Annotated in this window: 17 protein-coding genes; all 17 read left to right on the top strand. The window is 38.2% G+C overall.

Features of this window, described 5'->3' with window-relative positions:
- The first annotated feature begins 58 nt into the window (after positions 1-58).
- The 17 genes from ACIQ2D_RS02395 to ACIQ2D_RS02315 all read left to right on the top strand — a co-directional run bounded on the left by ACIQ2D_RS02395 (position 59) and on the right by ACIQ2D_RS02315 (position 18,670).
- A complete protein-coding gene (locus tag ACIQ2D_RS02395; protein WP_402858808.1) occupies positions 59-2,350 on the top strand; it encodes an FtsK/SpoIIIE family DNA translocase in 2,292 nt (763 codons plus the stop codon).
- 189 nt (positions 2,351-2,539) lie between these two features.
- On the top strand, positions 2,540-3,268 hold the full coding sequence (locus ACIQ2D_RS02390) for a GntR family transcriptional regulator (protein ID WP_402858805.1): 729 nt from the start codon (positions 2,540-2,542) through the stop codon (positions 3,266-3,268).
- A 54-nt stretch (positions 3,269-3,322) separates the two neighbouring features.
- Entirely contained in the window at positions 3,323-4,408 is a 1,086-nt protein-coding gene (locus tag ACIQ2D_RS02385) for a BMP family lipoprotein (protein WP_402858802.1), read from the top strand.
- Positions 4,409-4,673: 265 nt separating this feature from the next.
- Positions 4,674-6,221: an ABC transporter ATP-binding protein gene (locus tag ACIQ2D_RS02380; RefSeq protein WP_402858799.1), complete on the top strand. Its 1,548-nt coding sequence runs from the start codon at positions 4,674-4,676 to the stop codon at positions 6,219-6,221.
- The gene (locus ACIQ2D_RS02375; RefSeq protein ID WP_402858796.1) at positions 6,221-7,267 is read left to right on the top strand and encodes an ABC transporter permease; all 1,047 of its coding nucleotides are present in this window, start codon (positions 6,221-6,223) and stop codon (positions 7,265-7,267) included. The genes ACIQ2D_RS02380 and ACIQ2D_RS02375 overlap by 1 nt, the downstream gene beginning before the upstream one ends.
- A gap of 1 nt (position 7,268) precedes the next feature.
- Positions 7,269-8,228: an ABC transporter permease gene (locus ACIQ2D_RS02370; protein WP_402858794.1), complete on the top strand. Its 960-nt coding sequence runs from the start codon at positions 7,269-7,271 to the stop codon at positions 8,226-8,228.
- Between the two features lie 160 nt (positions 8,229-8,388).
- Positions 8,389-9,660, top strand: coding sequence for an EF-P 5-aminopentanol modification-associated protein YfmF (yfmF, locus tag ACIQ2D_RS02365; RefSeq protein WP_402858791.1), 1,272 nt, complete (start codon positions 8,389-8,391; stop codon positions 9,658-9,660).
- A complete protein-coding gene (yfmH, locus tag ACIQ2D_RS02360; protein WP_402858788.1) occupies positions 9,657-10,955 on the top strand; it encodes an EF-P 5-aminopentanol modification-associated protein YfmH in 1,299 nt (432 codons plus the stop codon). Before yfmF ends, yfmH begins: the two co-directional genes overlap by 4 nt.
- Positions 10,955-11,683, top strand: coding sequence for an elongation factor P 5-aminopentanone reductase (gene ymfI / locus ACIQ2D_RS02355; RefSeq protein WP_402858785.1), 729 nt, complete (start codon positions 10,955-10,957; stop codon positions 11,681-11,683). The genes yfmH and ymfI overlap by 1 nt, the downstream gene beginning before the upstream one ends.
- Positions 11,684-11,726: 43 nt before the next feature.
- On the top strand, positions 11,727-11,984 hold the full coding sequence (locus ACIQ2D_RS02350; RefSeq protein WP_402858783.1) for a DUF3243 domain-containing protein: 258 nt from the start codon (positions 11,727-11,729) through the stop codon (positions 11,982-11,984).
- Between the two features lie 256 nt (positions 11,985-12,240).
- Positions 12,241-13,029 (top strand): DUF3388 domain-containing protein, encoded by a 789-nt coding sequence (locus tag ACIQ2D_RS02345; RefSeq protein WP_402858781.1) that lies wholly within the window; start codon positions 12,241-12,243, stop codon positions 13,027-13,029.
- Between the two features lie 199 nt (positions 13,030-13,228).
- Positions 13,229-14,140: a helix-turn-helix domain-containing protein gene (locus tag ACIQ2D_RS02340; RefSeq protein WP_402858779.1), complete on the top strand. Its 912-nt coding sequence runs from the start codon at positions 13,229-13,231 to the stop codon at positions 14,138-14,140.
- A gap of 47 nt (positions 14,141-14,187) precedes the next feature.
- Complete coding sequence (gene pgsA / locus ACIQ2D_RS02335) at positions 14,188-14,766, top strand: CDP-diacylglycerol--glycerol-3-phosphate 3-phosphatidyltransferase (RefSeq protein WP_402858777.1); 579 nt, start codon at positions 14,188-14,190, stop codon at positions 14,764-14,766.
- A 17-nt stretch (positions 14,767-14,783) separates the two neighbouring features.
- Positions 14,784-16,040, top strand: coding sequence for a competence/damage-inducible protein A (locus ACIQ2D_RS02330; protein WP_402858774.1), 1,257 nt, complete (start codon positions 14,784-14,786; stop codon positions 16,038-16,040).
- Between the two features lie 161 nt (positions 16,041-16,201).
- Positions 16,202-17,266 carry a recombinase RecA gene (recA, locus tag ACIQ2D_RS02325; RefSeq protein WP_402858771.1) on the top strand — a complete coding sequence of 355 codons (1,065 nt, stop codon included), beginning with the start codon at positions 16,202-16,204 and terminating at the stop codon, positions 17,264-17,266.
- Positions 17,267-17,444: 178 nt separating this feature from the next.
- On the top strand, positions 17,445-17,912 hold the full coding sequence (locus ACIQ2D_RS02320; protein WP_402858768.1) for an RbsD/FucU family protein: 468 nt from the start codon (positions 17,445-17,447) through the stop codon (positions 17,910-17,912).
- On the top strand, positions 17,906-18,670 hold the full coding sequence (locus tag ACIQ2D_RS02315; RefSeq protein ID WP_402858765.1) for a DeoR/GlpR family DNA-binding transcription regulator: 765 nt from the start codon (positions 17,906-17,908) through the stop codon (positions 18,668-18,670). Before ACIQ2D_RS02320 ends, ACIQ2D_RS02315 begins: the two co-directional genes overlap by 7 nt.
- Positions 18,671-18,684 lie beyond the last annotated feature (14 nt).

The raw sequence follows: 18,684 nt of genomic DNA, 5'->3' as shown, positions 1-18,684 counted from the left end.
GGTTCTACATGTTATTATTCGCTACATATATAGAATGGATTGCAAAGAAGGTGAAGAGATGGCTGTTAGCAAAAGGAAAAGTGCAAATAAAGGGAAACCAACAAGCGATAAGAAAGAAATGCACCCACTTATGTACGAAATTTTAGGGGTAGTCTTTATTGCCGCTGCAATTATTATGATTTTTGAATATGGCATGATCGGGCGCATTTTGCAAACGATGGCGATGTTCCTTTTGGGGAATTTACATTTTGCTGTTTCGTTTATGTTAATTTTTATTGCTGTTTTATTGATGATAGGACGTAAAAAAGTGTCGTTAAAAGATCGGCTTATAGTCGGGATGGTACTGATTGTTGCAAGTTTAACGATTTTTAGCCATAGCATACTTTTTGAACAACTATCAAAATCAAGTGGGCTGTTATCTGATTCGGTGCTAAGAGAATCTTGGCGAATTTTAATCGAAACAGAAGGTGTAGTCCAGCGTAGCAACGCACTTGGTGGAGGTATGGTAGGAGCACTTCTTTTTAGTGGGCTTCATGTGTTATTTGAAGCTACTGGTGCAAAGGTTGTCGCATGGGTGATTTTATTCATCGGGTTAATCTTAGTAACTGGAAAAGCGCTTGTACCGTTCCTAGCTGAAAAAACACCTACTTTATTTGGAAAGTGGCAAAAAAAACGACAAGAAAAGAAAAAGAATAATCCAAAGAAACCAAAAAGTAGTCGCCGTTCAAGAGTAGATAGTACTGATGAAGTTGCAGCAGATAGTAATACTATACCCACCCAACAGGAAGAAGAGTCGCGTGAGCCGATAATATCTGCTTTTACACAAAATGTTACAAATCAGTATGAGGAGACGTTTACTAATTCATCAAGCGGGGAAATGGAAGAAGTAGAGTTAACGGATGATGTACACATTGAGAGCACCACAACGGTCGAAAATGCTGATTACCAACTTCCTTCATTTAATCTTCTACAATTACCACCACAGCACGATCAAAGTGGTGAGTATTCGGTTATTCAAGCAAATGCTAAAAAGCTTGAGCAAACACTGCAAAGCTTTGGTGTAAAAGCAAAGGTTACACAAGTGCACTTAGGGCCGGCTGTTACGAAATATGAAATACTTCCGGATATTGGTGTGAAAGTAAGTAAGATTGTGAACTTGCAAGATGATTTAGCACTCGCATTAGCCGCAAAAGATATTCGGATGGAGGCGCCCATTCCAGGGAAATCTGCGATCGGTATTGAAGTGCCAAACAGTGAAGTAGCTATTGTAACACTGAGAGAGGTATTGGAATCAAAAGAAGGCGGAAAGCCGGATGCATTGTTGCAAGTAGCATTTGGCCGTGATATTACGGGACAAGCTGTACTTGCTGAGCTCAATAAAATGCCGCATTTACTTGTGGCAGGTTCTACAGGTAGCGGAAAAAGCGTATGTATAAACGGAATTGTTGTATCGATCTTAATGCGTACGAAGCCACATGAAGTAAAACTCATGATGATTGACCCGAAAATGGTCGAGCTAAATGTTTACAATGGTATTCCACATTTACTTGCACCTGTTGTGACTGATGCTAGAAAAGCTTCACAGGCACTCAAAAAAGTCGTGTCTGAAATGGAACGACGCTATGATTTGTTTTCACATACGGGCACACGTAATATTGAAGGTTATAATGCCCATGTGAGAAAGGTCAATGAGGAAACTGCAGAGAAACATCCAAAACTACCATATATAGTAGTTATTGTTGATGAATTAGCAGATTTGATGATGGTAGCGTCAAATGATGTAGAAGACTCCATTACACGCTTAGCACAAATGGCTCGTGCTGCAGGCATTCACTTAATTATTGCGACACAGCGACCAAGTGTGGATGTCATAACTGGTGTCATAAAGGCAAATATTCCTTCTCGTATTGCTTTTGCGGTTTCATCTTCTATCGACTCTAGAACGATTTTAGATATGGGTGGGGCAGAGCGATTACTCGGCCGTGGAGACATGTTATTTTTACCAGCAGGTGCTTCGAAACCAACACGTGTGCAAGGCGCATTTTTATCGGATGGTGAAGTTGAAGCTGTTGTTGATTTTGTTATAGAACAGCAGAAGGTTCAGTATCAAGAAGAGATGATTCCGACAGAGGAAGCAGAAATTTTAGAGGAAACTGATGAATTATTTGATGATGCAGTGCAATTAGTTATCAGTATGCAGACAGCATCTGTTTCGATGCTTCAGAGACGTTTCCGTATCGGATACTCACGTGCTGCTCGCATTGTCGATCAAATGGAACAGCGAGGAATTGTAGGCCCGCCAGAAGGTAGTAAGCCTCGACAAGTATTAGTGCACGAGTATGACCATTAAAAAAGTGATTTATTAAAAAAAATAACACTTTTTTGACGTAATGTTCGATTTTTACTAAAAAAAAGGCTATTATACAACAGTTTTCTGCAAAACTATTTATTTAACTATTTAAAAATGGTATATTAATGAACGATTAGTAGGAATGTTGTACATCAGATGTCTGATCTCTTATTTTGGTGGTGATTGTAAGTGACTATTAAAGCTGATCATCGTCATCTCTATCTTCAAGTAATCGATCGTTTGAAATCTGACATTGAAATGGGTGTTTTCAAAGAAAATGAAAAGTTACCTTCAGAATTTGAATTATCAAAATCACTTGGGGTCAGTCGTGCGACGCTAAGAGAAGCGCTCCGACTGTTGGAAGAGGAAAATGTTATTGTGCGTCGACATGGAGTTGGGACTTTTGTTAATCCTAAACCACTGTTTACATCCGGCATAGAACATTTATCAAGCATTTCTTCTATGATTGAAACAGCAGGTATGGAACCAGGTTCACGCTTTTTAAAAGCAACTGAGTCCGTACCTTCTGAAGAAGATTTAAAACGCTTCCAATGCGATGAAGAAGATAAAATACTCACGATTGAACGTGTCAGAACAGCGGACGGTGAACCAGTAGTTTATTGTATCGATAAGCTGCCAGCGAGCTCCCTGCCTACTGACTTTGTAAACAATAAAGAAGTTTCACTTTTTTCTGCACTTGAACAATCGGGCAAAATTCACGTTGCATATGCTGTGACCTATATAGATCCGGTAGGGTTTCATGAACAAGCATCACCGATTTTAAATTGTGGTCGTGAGACGGCACTTTTAGTATTAAAGCAACTGCATTACGATGATCACGATCAAGTAGTGCTCTATTCAAAAAATTATTTCCGAGCTGATAAATTCAGCTTCCATGTAGTACGAAAAAGGGTGTAGAGCATTTCTCGAAATTTTCCTGCTAATTACAATATCTTTTGGGGGGTACCAAAAATGAAAAAACGTAAATTTGGTTTAGTATTATCGTCAGTATTAGCTGCAGGTGCGATTTTAGGTGCATGTGGTGCAAAAGATGAAGAACCTGAAAAAGAGAACGACAAACCGTCAACAGGTGAAACAACTAAAGAAGAATCATTCTCTATTGCAATGGTAACAGACGTTGGTGGCGTGGATGACAAATCATTCAACCAGTCGGCATGGGAAGGTGTTCAAGCTTATGGTAAAGAACACGGTCTATCAAAAGGTGATGGAGGTTTTGACTACTTACAATCATCAGACCACTCTGATTATGATCCAAACTTAAACGCATTATTACGTCGTGACTTTAACCTTATTTATGGTGTCGGCTTTATGATGGCTGATGCTATCGAAGCTATAGCTTTAGATAACCCAGATGCTCAATTTGCATTAATTGATGCTGAAGCAAAAGTAGATAACGTTGTTTCTATACTGTTTAAAGAGCAAGAGGGTGCTTTCTTAGCAGGTGTTGCTGCTGCGAAAATGTCTCAATCAGGTAAAATTGGTTTTGTTGGTGGCGTTGATATTCCAGTTATTAACCGTTTCCATGCTGGTTTCGTTGCGGGTGCTAAAGCTGTAAATCCAGATATCGAAATCCAAGAAAAATACACAGGCTTTTTTGATAAAGCAGATATTGGGAAAATTACAGCAAACAGCATGTACTCTTCAGGCGTAGATGTAATCTTCCACGCTGCTGGTGCGACTGGTAATGGTGTATTCTCTGAAGCAAAAGAACGTAAGAAAAAAGATCCGAATGCAAACGTATGGGTAATTGGCGTTGACGCTGACCAATATGAAGAAGGAAAAGTAAATGATACTACAAATGTTACTTTAACGTCAATGTTAAAAGGTGTTAATACTGCGGTAGTAGATATTTCAAATAAAGCTAAAAACGGTGAGTTCCCTGGTGGAGAAACACTAACTTATGGTTTAGCTGAAGATGGTGTAAAACTGGCTGATTCTCGTGGTGCGATCCCAGAAGATGTTCAAGCAGTAATTGATGAATATAAAGAAAAAATTGTTAGTGGTGAAATCGTAGTTCCAGAAAAAGTGGAAAAATAATTCATCTCTTTATCATCATAAGGGCCTTTTTGAAGACCCTTATGATGATTTTTCTAATCTATCGTTATTTTTAGACAATTTGTAATTATCTGATTATATTTAATGTAGTTGTGTTTAACTCATCAAATACATATAGAAGCAGTTTTATATGAATATATCGTAAGTCTAGGATAAAGAAAGAGTAAGTTAGTAGATGAAAGGTTTCTAACGATGACTTTTCATGTATTAATTTTTATTACAAATAGTGCCTAAGGGAGTGAATATATTGGAATATGTGATTGAGATGCTTGGAATCCGTAAAGAATTCGGTAGTTTCGTAGCTAATAATAACATCACCCTCCAACTAAAAAAAGGCGAAATCCATGCGCTGTTAGGTGAAAATGGCGCCGGGAAATCGACTTTGATGAACGTTCTTTTTGGTTTATATCAACCAGAAGGCGGAGAAATACGCGTTCGTGGGAAGGCTGTGAAGATCGCTGACCCAAATGTTGCCAATGATTTAGGGATTGGGATGGTGCACCAGCACTTTATGCTTGTGGAAAACTTCACAGTTACTGAAAACATCATTTTAGGATCAGAGCCAACAAAAATGGGTGTCGTCAATATTAAAGATGCAGCGAATAAAGTAGCGGAGCTTTCAGAGAAGTACGGGCTTGATGTAGATCCGTATGCAAAAATAGAAGACATTACGGTGGGGATGCAGCAGCGGGTAGAGATTTTGAAAACGCTTTATCGTGGTGCAGAGATTTTAATCTTTGACGAGCCGACTGCCTCATTAACACCACAGGAGATTTCGGAGCTAATCCAAATCATGAAGCGTCTGATTGCTGAAGGTAAGTCAATTGTTCTAATTACGCATAAATTAAAAGAAATCATGGAAGTATCGGACCGTGTGACAATCATTCGTAAAGGGGAAGGCGTTGGAACAGTCGTGACGGCTGAAACAAATCCTGACCAATTAGCAGAATTAATGGTTGGACGTCAAGTGGAATTCAAAACTGTTAAAACGGAAGCAAATCCTACAGAAGAAGTACTTTCAGTCGAAAATTTAGTTGTCACGGATTACCGTAACATTGATAAAGTGAAAGGTTTGAACTTAAACGTTCGCAGAGGCGAAATCGTTGGGATTGCTGGTATCGATGGAAATGGTCAAACAGAATTAATCGAGGCAATTACAGGTCTTAGAAAAGTAAAAAGTGGTACTGTGAAGTTGAATGGTAAAAATGTTACGAACATGAAGCCACGAAAAATTACAGAAGAAGGCGTTGGGCATATCCCACAAGACCGTCATAAGCATGGTTTAGTACTTGATTTCCCAATTGGTCACAATATTGTACTTCAAACGTATTACCAATCACCAATAGCAAAAGGCATGGTAATGGATTACAAAAAAGTATCTGAAAAGGCGCGTCAAATCATTGAAGAGTATGATGTGCGTACAGGGAATGGTGAAATGACACCAGCTCGTGCCCTTTCAGGTGGTAACCAACAAAAGGCTATTATTGGCCGTGAAATTGACCGTAACCCAGATTTATTGATTGCAGCATTACCTACACGTGGACTTGATGTAGGAGCGATTGAATTCATTCACTCAAGATTAATCGAACAACGAGATAATGGTAAAGCGGTCCTATTGATTTCATTTGAATTAGATGAGGTTATGAACGTCTCTGACCGTATTGCAGTTATTTATGACGGTCAGATCGTTGACGAGTTAAATCCAAAAGAAACAACAGAGCAAGAGCTTGGTTTACTAATGGCTGGGCAAAGTAAAAATGGAAGCACGAAATTAGCGAAGGAGGGGAACGACTAATGTCGAATCGTGTCATTAATATACTCGTTCCTATCGTCTCAATTATTATCGGTCTTATTGTAGGGGCTATCGTTATGCTAGTTAGTGGTTATGACCCTGTGGAGGGGTATCTAGCATTATGGACAGGTATTTTTGGAGATTCATATTCAATCGGGAACACAATCCGCCAGATTACACCATATATCTTGGCTGGACTAGCAGTAGCATTTGCTTTCAGAACAGGATTATTCAACATCGGGGTTGAAGGTCAGCTAATTATGGGTTGGCTAGCAGCTGCATGGGTAGGGTATGCGTTTGAACTACCTAAAATTATTCACTTACCTTTAGCTTTACTTGCAGCGGCGGTAGCAGGTGCATTCTGGGCCTTTATTGCAGGTTTCTTAAAAGCGAAATTTAATGTGCATGAAGTAATTGCGACCATTATGTTAAACTATACAGCGCTTTACATTACAAACGCTGTGATTAAAGAATTGTCAGGCGGCAGCTTTAAAACAGAACGTGTTCAAGAAACGGCTACTTTACGTTCTCCATTTTTAAGAGAGCTTACAGACAATTCAAGTCTGCATTACGGAATCATTGTTGCGCTTATAATGGTAGCAGTCATGTGGTTCATTTTAGAGAAAACAACACGTGGTTATGAATTAAAAGCGGTTGGCTTTAACCAACATGCTGCTGAATATTCAGGTATGAGCGTCAAAAAAAATATTATTTTAGCCATGACAATTTCAGGTATGTTCGCTGGACTTGGTGGTGCAATGGAAGCACTTGGAACATTCCAAAATGCACCGATACAATCAGGCTTTACTGGTATAGGTTTTGATGGGATTGCTGTTGCCCTACTTGGTGCGAATACACCACTAGGGGTCGTTTTTGGGGCTTCACTATTCGGTTCCCTTAAATACGGTGCATTAAACATGCCAAATGCCGCTGGTATTCCAGAGGAGATTGTGTCGATTATTATCGCCTTAATTATCTTCTTCGTAGCGTCAGGCTATATTATTCGCGTAGCTTTACAAAAGTTACGTAAGAAAAAGGAGGGGCAATAACATGAGCTTTTTAGAAATGTTATATTTCATTATCCCTTCTGCAATTCTTTATGCAACACCTTTAATTTTCACAGCAATCGGAGGTGTATTCTCTGAGCGTTCGGGTGTTGTAAACATCGGACTAGAAGGTTTAATGATTTTCGGTGCTTTCGTCGGTATTTATGTCAACTTAGAGTATGCGGCTACATTTGGTGCTGCGACAGTTTGGGTAGCCATGCTAGCAGCAGTAATAATGGGTGGGGTTTTCTCCCTTTTACATGCTGTAGCATCGATTTCATTCCGTGCCGATCAAACGGTATCAGGGGTAGCCATTAACTTATTAGGGTTAGCTTTATCTGTCTTTTTAGTAAAACTGATTTATGATAAAGGTCAAACAGATATGATTACCGAACCGATTGAGCGTTTCGCTGTTCCTTATTTAGAGGATATTCCATTTTTAGGTCCGTTATTATTCAAAGATGTTTATAGTGCATCAATTTTGGCATTTGCTGTAGCAATCGGTGCATGGTTTATTATATATAAAACACCATTTGGATTACGTCTTCGTGCAGTTGGGGAACACCCTATGGCAGCTGATACCATGGGAATAAATGTCAATAAAATGCGCTATATCGCGGTTGTTATTTCTGGGGCACTTGGTGGCCTTGGAGGTGCGGTTTATGCACAAATAATTACGCGTGACTTCTCACATGCTACAATTGCTGGCCAAGGTTTCATGGCTCTTGCAGCAATGATTTTCGGGAAATGGCATCCTATTGGCGCACTTGGTGCAGCGTTATTTTTCGGTTTAGCACAAACGTTAAGTATTACTGGAGATCGAATTCCATATGTGCAGGATGTCCCAGCTGTATTCCTACAAATCCTTCCTTACGTCTTAACGATTTTTGCATTAGCAGGATTTATAGGGAAAGCAAATGCACCAAAAGCAAGTGGGCAACCATATATTAAAGGAAAGCGATAATTACACTAACTTTTGATGTGTGGAGAGAAAAAATAAATGGCCGGGCCGTGTGCTCGGCTTTTTTGGTACATATATGTAATTCTTTTTTGCAATTGAGGACAATAGACATGTATAGTATTTGTAGAACATTGTTATATTAAGAAAGATAGGAGGGTTCCATATGTTTAAAACAATACCTTTTGCAAAAGGTGTCAACCTGCATATACGACAAACAACCCAATTTAAAACCGTTAATTTTTCAATTAAATGGAGAAGCCCATTAACATCCGAGAGCGCATCAGAGCGTACGGTGTTAACGAATGTATTACAGCATAGCAATGCAAAATATACGACAACAGCTGCCTTTCGTAGTTTTTTAGATGATTTATTTGGTACAGTTCTATATTTTGATACATCAAAGCGTGGCAATGAACATACAGTGCTCATGAACGTGGAAACAGTGAATGATCAATATTTAGCGAATGGTAATGTGTTAAGTGAAGTATTGGAATTATTACACACTGCTATTTTTGAGCCGAATTTAGAAAATGGTGTGTTCAAAGAATCGATTGTGTCACGTGAAAAGCAAATGGTCATTCAACGTATCGAATCTATTTTTGACGATAAGTCACGTTTTGCACAACAACGAATTCAACAAATATTACGTCCAAATGAGCCTGCTTCTATTTCGGCAAATGGCACGGTAGAGGATATTGGAAAAATCACATCTTCATCACTATTTGCAGCTTACGAATCGATGCTGGCAAACGATAAAATCGATATTTATGTAGCTGGTGACATCAATGAGGATGAAATAGTAGCAAAATTAAAACAAGTATTACCATTCAAAGATCGTACACCTGAAGAAATACCAGCTGTTTTACCGCAGCAACATCCAAAAGATGACTATGTCCGAGAGCAACAGGACATGAAGCAAGGGAAACTACACATTGGCTTTAGTACACCAGTACGTTTTGGTGATGCTGATTTTGCAAAAATGCAAATTTTTAACGGTGTATTTGGTGGTTATCCGCATGCAAAATTATTTATGAATGTTCGTGAAAAGGAAAGTTTAGCTTATTATGCGTCAAGTTCATACGCATCACATTACGGCTTAATATTCGTCGTATCAGGGATTGAAGCGAAAAATGAAGAAAAAGCGCTATCACTTATTAAAGAACAGTTAGCTGTCATGCAAGCAGGCGACATTTCAGATTTAGAATTAGAACAAACGAAAGCGATGCTCACAAATCAATTAAAAGAGGCGCTGGATTCTGCACGCGGACAAATTGAAATTTATGACCAATATAAAGATTTACCCGAGAAATTTTCTGTTGAAGCTTGGGCAAGTAAATGGAAAGCTGTAACGAAGGAAGATGTCGTTGAAATGGCGAAACAAGTTCAGCTAGAAGCGGTCTATTTCTTATGTGGGAAGGAGCAAGCCGCACAATGAAAACAATTGAATTTAAGCAATTAGATGAAACACTATACTATGAAAAATTAGAAAATGGTTTAGATGTCTATATATTACCCAAAAAAGGGTTTTCAAAAACGTTTGTGACGTTTACGACGAAGTATGGATCTATTGACCGTAATTTTGTGCCTATAGGTGAAACAGAAGCAATCACTGTACCAGATGGTATTGCTCACTTTTTAGAGCATAAAATGTTTGAAAAAGAAGACGGCGATGTATTCCAAAAGTTTAGTGAGTACGGTGCATCAGCAAACGCATTCACTTCATTTACACGTACAGCGTATTTATTTTCTGCAACAGATCATATTTATAAAAGTACTGAAACATTATTGAACTTTGTGCAAGAGCCATATTTTACTGAGGCAACGGTCAATAAGGAAAAAGGTATTATCGGTCAAGAAATAACAATGTATGATGATCAGCCAGATTGGCGTTTATATTTTGGAACGATCGCTAATATGTATCACAATCATCCAGTGAAGATTGATATTGCTGGTACAATTGAATCCATAGACGGTATTACAGCAGACCATTTGTACACTTGCTATAACACGTTCTACCATCCATCGAACATGCTTCTTTTTGCAATTGGAGCAGTAGATCCGGAAGAAATGATGACGTATATTCGTGAAAATCAAGCGAAGAAACAATTCGAAGCACCAACACCACTACAACGTTTTTTTGACGAGGAACCGACGGAAGTCGCTGTTAAAGAAGATACGTTGCATATGGATGTTCAAAAGCCAAAGATGTATGTAGGCCTAAAAGCGAAGGAAACGAATCTCTCAGGCAGTGCAATGCTAAAACATGAGCTGGCCGTACAAATTGGGTTAGAGCTTATTTTTGGGCGTACATCTGAGTTCTATACGCATGTGTATGATGAGGGCTTAATCGATGAAACATATGCCTTTGATTTTACGCTTGAAAAAGGCTTCGGCTTTGCCATGATCGGTTCAGATACGACGGAACCTGATGCCCTGGAAAAGGCGATTAAAGCAGAACTTGCAAAATATGAAAGTAAATCGGCGTTTGTAACTACTGATTTAGAACGCATCAAGCGTAAAAAAATTGGTTTCTTCTTACGTGCATTAAACTCAATTGAATTTATTGCGAACCAGTTTACACGTTATTCATTTAACGACATGAATTTATTTGATGTTGTACCAGAATTAGAATCATTAACAGTTGAAGATATAACTGAAGCTTTCAAAACAATTCAAGGTGAATCTCAGCAAACTGTTTTTAAAATTTTGCCAACTGAGAAGAATGCATAATGAAAAAGTTTGCACTTGTACTTGGAGCTTCAGGGGAGATTGGTCGTAGTATTTGCCATAGCTTAGCAGATGATGGTTGGTCTCTTTATTTACACTATACGCATAACGAGGAAGCGATGAATGCTTTATATCATTCGCTTTCTTCTGATTTTCCTACACAGGAATTTATGATCGTACAGGCTGATTTTACAGATAACATGGCCGCAGAAAAACTTGCCTCGCAAATTTTTAGTTTGCAGGCGCTTGTTTTTGCGAGTGGACAAGCACATTATGCGTTACTCGAAGATACCTCTGTGACAGATATGGAAGCATTATGGCGCGTGCATGTGCAAAATCCAATGCGACTCACAGCTTTACTATCTGCGAAGTTACGTATACATAAAGCGAGCTACGTGCTCTTCATTGGTTCCATTTGGGGAGAAACTGGTTCTGCTGGTGAATCTCTTTATGCAACAGTAAAAGGAGCTCAACACGCATTCGTAAAGTCTTATGCCAAAGAGGCTGCATTATCAGGGATTCGTGTAAATGCTATTGCACCAGGCTTTATAAATACGTCGATGAATGGTCATTTAAGCGATGAGGAACTAGGTTATATTTTAGATGAGATTCCACTTGGAACAGTTGGACAAACGACGGATGTAGCAGAAATGGTTCGCTTTTATTTGTCTGGTCATGCGGATTATGTAACTGGACAAATTATTAGATTAAACGGTGGTTGGTACATATAATTTCTCTTTTGACACATACTAGGTGTGAAAAGGAGGAGAAGTTATGAGCATTTTAGACAACTGGCAAAAATGGACTTCTTTTTTAGGGCAAAATGTAATGCAGGCAGAATCAAGTGGGATGCCAAAAAAAATGATTCAGGAGGCTGCTGTTCAAATTGGTGAATATTTGGCAACAAATGTCGACCCAAAAAATGAACAAGAGCGAGTTCTGTCTGATTTATGGGCTGTTGCATCCGATGATGAGAAGCATGCACTTGCAAATTGTGTTGTGAAGCTTGTTCAAAATAAGCATGTGCAATAAGTTCGGAGCGGCTGTTCGATAAGTCAAGGTGACTTGTTGAACGGCTGCTTTTTTTATAAAAGGTATAAATATCCTTTACTAGGATAATAAGGTGTTGTGTGTAATTTTATATTTGGCTCTTTTTAAAAAAATTTAAGTATTTTATAAATAACCCTAGAAATCGTTGTATTCTAACTTTCCATTACATAAAAAATCCGCTATGATGGAACTTATAAAGGTTTTTTTACGTTATCTAATATGAAGGGGACGATTACATTTGAGCGATTGGTACTTTGAATATGAAATTCAGGTGAATCGTCCAGGATTATTGGGGGATATTGCTTCACTTTTAGGGATGCTTCGTGTCAATATTATTTCAATCAATGGTGTCGATGAAGAACGTCGTGGAATGTTAGTGCATACAGACAATGATGAAGCAATTGAGCGTTTTCGTACGATTGTTTCAACAATGGAACATATCCATGTTACGAAATTTCGACAGCCTAAATTACGTGACCGTTTAGCAATTAGACATGGTCATTATATTCCTCGAGATGCAGATGAAAAAAATACGTTTCGTTTTGTACGAGATGAGCTAGGTATATTAGTTGACTTTATGGCTGAATTATTCAAAAAGGATGGTCATAAGTTAATTGGAATACGTGGGATGCCTCGTGTCGGTAAAACCGAGTCGATTGTAGCTGCAAGTGTATGTGCCAATAAAAAATGGATTTTTTTATCATCTACAATGATTAAGCAAACAGTAAGAAATAAACTTGCTGGAGATGAGTTCAGTGACAATAATATTTTTATATTAGACGGGATCGTTACTCGTCGCTCGACAGATGAGCGTCATTTGCAACTTGTTCGTGAGATGATGCGAATGTCTTCAATTAAGGTAGTAGAGCACCCAGACATGTTTGTACAGCATTCAGAGTATAAGATTGAGGATTTTGATTACATTATTGAATTGCGTCATGACCCGGATGAAGAAATTACTTATGAAATAATGGAAAAAAATCAAATGATGTCCGAATCCAATGAGTTTGGTGGATTTAATTTTTAATTTTATTCAGTGGAGTCTCCCCATATATTGGATAGAGGATAAATGCAATTGTTGTAAAGTTTCAGTGGCATTCATAAATGCCGACTGAATAAAATGAAAGCCTTCGCAGACGGCATAAATTTTGATAGGAGATAATCGTGCCAGCACGATTCAAAATTTGGGCTTCAAATTAGCCAAGGTGAATTTGATATTAAAGTAGGTGTTAAGTGTGACTGAATTAGGTACTCGACTGAAAGAGGCGAGACTGTCCAAAGGCTACAGTTTAGATGATTTACAAGAAATAACGAAAATTCAAAAACGTTATTTAATGGGCATTGAAGAAGGCAACTATTCAATGATGCCAGGCTCATTTTATGTTCGAGCATTTATAAAGCAATACGCAGAAGCTGTTGGTTTAAATGCTGAAGAGTTATTAGAAACATATAAAAATGATGTGCCGGGAGCTCAAAATGGGCAGGTGTCACAAGCAATGTCACAGAGTCCAAGTAGAAGAAAAATTACGAAGGGTCCTTCTAATAAAATGTTAGAATCGATGCCTAAAATAATTGTCGGTTTATTTATTATTGTTATTATTGTAGCGATTTGGATATTATGGCAATCAAAAAGCAATGCCGGTACACCGATTATAGAAGAAAAACCACCAGAGGTGGTATATGATAAAAACCCTAAACCAATTGATAGCGACAAAGAAAAACTAGAAAAACAAGAAAAAGAAAATGCAATTAATGATACTAATGATGATAAACCTGAAGACGATATAGAAGAAGATGTAGAAGAAAGTAAACAAGCTATTTCTCCTGGTACAATTGAAGCAGACGGTGATACAACATCATATACATTAACAGGTACTGATGTATTCAATATCAAAGTTGAGATTTCAGGTCCTACTTTTGTTGGGGTTCGCGATCAAAATCAAAATGAGTTGCTAACAGATACACGCGTGTATAACGCAGGAGAAGTTGTAACGCTAGATGCAACAGCTCAAAATTATGTACGTATTCGTCTAGGGAATTCAACACAAGCAAAAGTTTATATTAATGACGAGCTTTTACCATATGCGCAACAAATAGTAACGCAAAACATCGTCATCAATTTCAATAAAGAACAGTAGTCATCTAAGGGTGACTACTTTCTTTCATCATGAAAGGTGTTAGAAAAATGAATATTCCAAATAAAATTACCATTTCTCGTATTTTACTCATTCCGTTCTTTGTCATTGTTATGATGTTTGACTTTGGCTGGGGTACAATGACGTTATTTGGTGCAGAAATGCCTGTCCATCATTTTATTGGTGCTCTTATTTTTATTATTGCTTCTACAACAGACTGGGTAGATGGCTATTATGCAAGAAAATATAACCTTGTCACAACGTTTGGAAAGTTTTTAGATCCACTTGCAGATAAATTACTTGTATCCGCGGCCTTTATTTTAATGGTTGAGCTTGGTATGGCTCCAGCTTGGGTGATTATTATCATTATTAGCAGAGAGTTTGCTGTAACTGGATTACGTTTAATTTTAGCTGGTGGTGGCGAAGTCGTAGCGGCGAACCAACTTGGGAAGATTAAAACTTGGGCACAAATTGTTGCCATTGCAGCTGCAATTTTACACAATACAATTTTTACATTAATAGGTATCCCGTTTGATACAATTATGTTATATATTGCACTGTTCTTTACACTTTGGTCTGGATGGGATTATTTCTATTTAAATCGTCGTGTGTTACTTGAGTCTAAATAAGAGGGGTCTTGTGGATCATGAATGCTGAAATCATTGCGGTTGGTTCAGAGTTACTTTTGGGTCAAATTACGAATACCAATGCAAAATTTATTTCTAGTCAACTGTCGGAGCTTGGGATTAACGTATTTTATCATACTGTGGTCGGAGATAATTCAAACCGCTTAGTAGAAGCGATTAAAGTAGCAGAATCGCGAGCGGATTGTATTATTTTCTCTGGTGGGCTTGGGCCAACGAAAGATGATTTAACGAAGGAGGCCATTGCACGTCATTTAGGTGTCGATTTGGTATTTGATGAAGTTGCTCTAACTTCGATAGAACATTTTTTTGCAAAACGTGGTCGGGCAATGACAGATAACAATCGGAAGCAGGCACTTGTGTTAGCGAGTAGTGATGTACTAGCAAACCATCATGGAATGGCTCCTGGGATGATTCTCACAAAGGATGGGCGTACATATATTTTGCTGCCAGGTCCTCCGAAAGAGTTGGAGCCAATGTTCCAATTTGAAGCAAAACCAAAGCTTGTATCTTTGTTAAATGCTGGTGGGGTTATCTCATCTCATGTAATGCGCTTTTATGGCATTGGTGAGGCAGAGTTAGAAGATCGCGTCCAAGATATTTTAGATGCGCAAACTAATCCAACAGTTGCACCCCTTGCATCTGACGGTGAAGTGACATTACGTGTGACAGCAAAGGCAGAAACAGAAGGTGAAGCACAGCAGCTCATTGCGGAGAAAGTGGCTGAAATCCAAGCAATTGTTGGCGATTACCAATATGGTACTGACGATGATTCTCTAGCATCTAAAACAGTGGAAATGCTGTTAGATAATGAGCTCACGATTTCTGCAGCGGAAAGCTTAACAGCAGGTTTATTTCAATCAGAGCTTGCTGAAATTCCCGGTGTAGGAGGAACGCTCATTGGCGGGGTTGTCACGTATACAGAAGATACAAAGGTGAAGCAACTTGGTATCTCCAAGGAATTATTAGATACACATGGCATTGTCAGTAGTGAATGTGCATCTGCAATGGCTAGTGCAGTTCGCGCCAAATTCAACACGAATATTGGTATCGGGCTTACTGGTGCAGCTGGTCCAACAGCACATGATCATCAGCCAGTAGGAACTGTATGGATTGGTATCGCTATTGATGATGAAGAACCAATTACGTACTTACTGCATTTATCGGGCATGCGTAATACAAATCGTTTGCGAGCGGTGAAGTTTACCTGTCATTACTTAATGCAATTGCTTGTGGAACGAGGCTTTTCAAAACGATAACGAAATATTTGAAAATGAGAATTTGGATAGGGAAAACTTATCCAAATTTTTATTTTGAAGAAAAATCGAATAAACGTTCGCTTTTTTCTTGCGTGTTTTCTCAAAAACAAGTATAGTAGAGATAGACAAAAACAGTGAACGTTTTCAAAGGAGGAAATACATTGAGTGATCGTAAAGCAGCCTTAGAACAGGCTTTAAAACAAATTGAAAAGAATTTCGGTAAAGGGTCAATTATGAAACTTGGCGAAAGAACAGATTTAGAAATCGCAACGTCTTCAAGTGGTTCATTAGCACTTGACGCAGCTTTAGGTGTTGGTGGTTATCCTCGTGGACGTATTATCGAAGTTTACGGTCCAGAATCTTCTGGTAAGACAACAGTAGCACTTCATGCGATTGCGGAAGTACAAGCAAATGGTGGTCAGGCAGCATTTATCGATGCTGAGCACGCGTTAGATCCAATTTATGCACAAAAATTAGGTGTTAACATTGACGAATTACTACTGTCTCAGCCAGATACTGGTGAACAAGCGCTTGAAATTGCTGAAGCATTAGTACGTAGTGGTGCCATTGATATTATCGTTATCGACTCTGTAGCAGCACTTGTACCAAAGGCTGAAATCGAGGGCGATATGGGTGACTCTCACGTTGGTTTACAAGCACGTTTAATGTCACAAGCATTACGTAAGCTATCAGGTGCTATTAATAAATCTAAAACAATTGCTATTTTCATTAACCAAATCCGTGAAAAAATTGGTGTGATGTTCGGGAATCCAGAAACAACTCCTGGTGGTCGTGCCCTTAAATTCTATAGTTCAGTACGATTAGAAGTTCGTCGTGCAGAAGCGATTAAACAAGGTAATGACATCATGGGTAACCGTACAAAAATTAAAATCGTGAAAAACAAGGTAGCACCGCCATTTAGAACTGCTGAAGTTGATATTATGTATGGTGAAGGTATTTCTAAAGAAGGCGAAACTGTAGATTTAGGTGTTGAATTAGACATCGTACAAAAAAGTGGTTCTTGGTACGCTTATGGTGACGAACGCCTAGGACAAGGACGCGAAAATGCCAAACAATATTTAAAAGAGAACACTGCTGTATTGGAGGAAATCGCCAATAAAATCCGTGCTTCTTATGGTATTGCCGCTGCATCCTACACAATTGCAGCACATGATGAAGAAGACGAGGACGAAGAATTACGACTTCTTTTAGAGGAAGATAAATAAGATTTTTGAAAACACCCATCACATTGATGGGTGTTTTTGTGTCTAAAAAAAGAATTTTTTTAAAAATTTATACATATTCTTTTGTGAAAAACATATATGTAATTAATGGTTTTGTGTTTGATATTTTTTGATTTTTTTGTTTTTGCTGATAAAACCCAAAAAGAAGGTGATGCAAATCATGTTAAAGCATATCCCAAAGTCGCTTTCACCAGAGTTATTAAAAGTACTAATGGAAATGGGACATGGTGATGAAATTGTGCTAGCTGATGGAAATTTTCCAACATACTCACACACAAACAAAGCAATTCCGTTATCTGGCGTGTCAATTCCTACTGTGCTAGAGGATGTATTAACACTCCTCCCTTTAGATTCCTATGCTGATTTTGCTGTTGTGTATATGATGCATGGTCCAGAAACAGAAACACCAGAAATTTGGTCAACCTACGCAGAAATACTAGGGAAGACAGATAATAGTCAATTTGCACCATACAAATTAGGACGCTTTGCATTTTATGAAAGAGCTAAAAAAGCCTATGCCATAGTAGCAACGAGTGAAACAGCAATTTATGCGAATGTTATCTTAAAAAAAGGCATCATTGAAAAGGAACATAAGTGCGTTCACAGAAATGAGGAGGATATATGTTAGCAATTGAAAGACAAAAGCAAATTATATATAAGGTGAACAAACATCAAAATGTCAAAGTATCTGTGTTAAGTAAGCTTTTTCAAGTCACAGAGGAAACGATTCGTAGGGATTTAGAAAAGCTAGAAGCAGAGGGGAAGCTAACAAGAACACATGGAGGGGCAGTTTCCATGGAAGCTGATGATATCGAACTGCCTTTTATACAACGAGAAATACTGTTTCAGCAAGAGAAAGATGCAATTGCTACAGCAGCTGTTCAGTTAATCCAAGAGAATGACATATTATTTTTAGATGCTAGTTCAACAGCATTATATATGGCAAAGAAATTACCTAACATCTCGTTAATCGTATTAACGAATGCGCTATCGATTGCTATAGAGCTAGGGAAGCATTCAAATATTCAAGTTACAGTACTTGGAGGAACCTTGTCAAAAACATCACCGGCATTATTTGGTCCTCAAACAATTGAAGCAATTGATAAGTACCACGTGGATAAAATGTTCTTTTCGTGTGAGGGGTTAGATGAAAAGTGGGGGATAAGTGATTCCAATGAACAGCAAGCAATGATTAAACGAAGAATGGCCTTAAATGCAAATGAAAAAATATTATTAATGGATCACAGTAAGTTAAATAAAAGAGCATTTTCTTGTATTGGCAGCCATCAACTCATTACAAAAGTTGTTGTTGATGAAGCAGTTAATAAGCACGTACTAGAAACCCTGTTACAAGGGAGAGAAGTTATATATGCAAAGATACAGTAATAGATGTTTTGGGT

The sequence above is a fragment of the Lysinibacillus sp. NPDC097287 genome (assembly GCF_044761695.1).
In the GTDB taxonomy this organism is placed as follows: Bacteria; Bacillota; Bacilli; order Bacillales_A; family Planococcaceae; genus Lysinibacillus.
The sequence above is the reverse complement of the archived record's forward strand: the minus strand, read 5'-3'. Positions and strand labels throughout refer to the sequence as shown.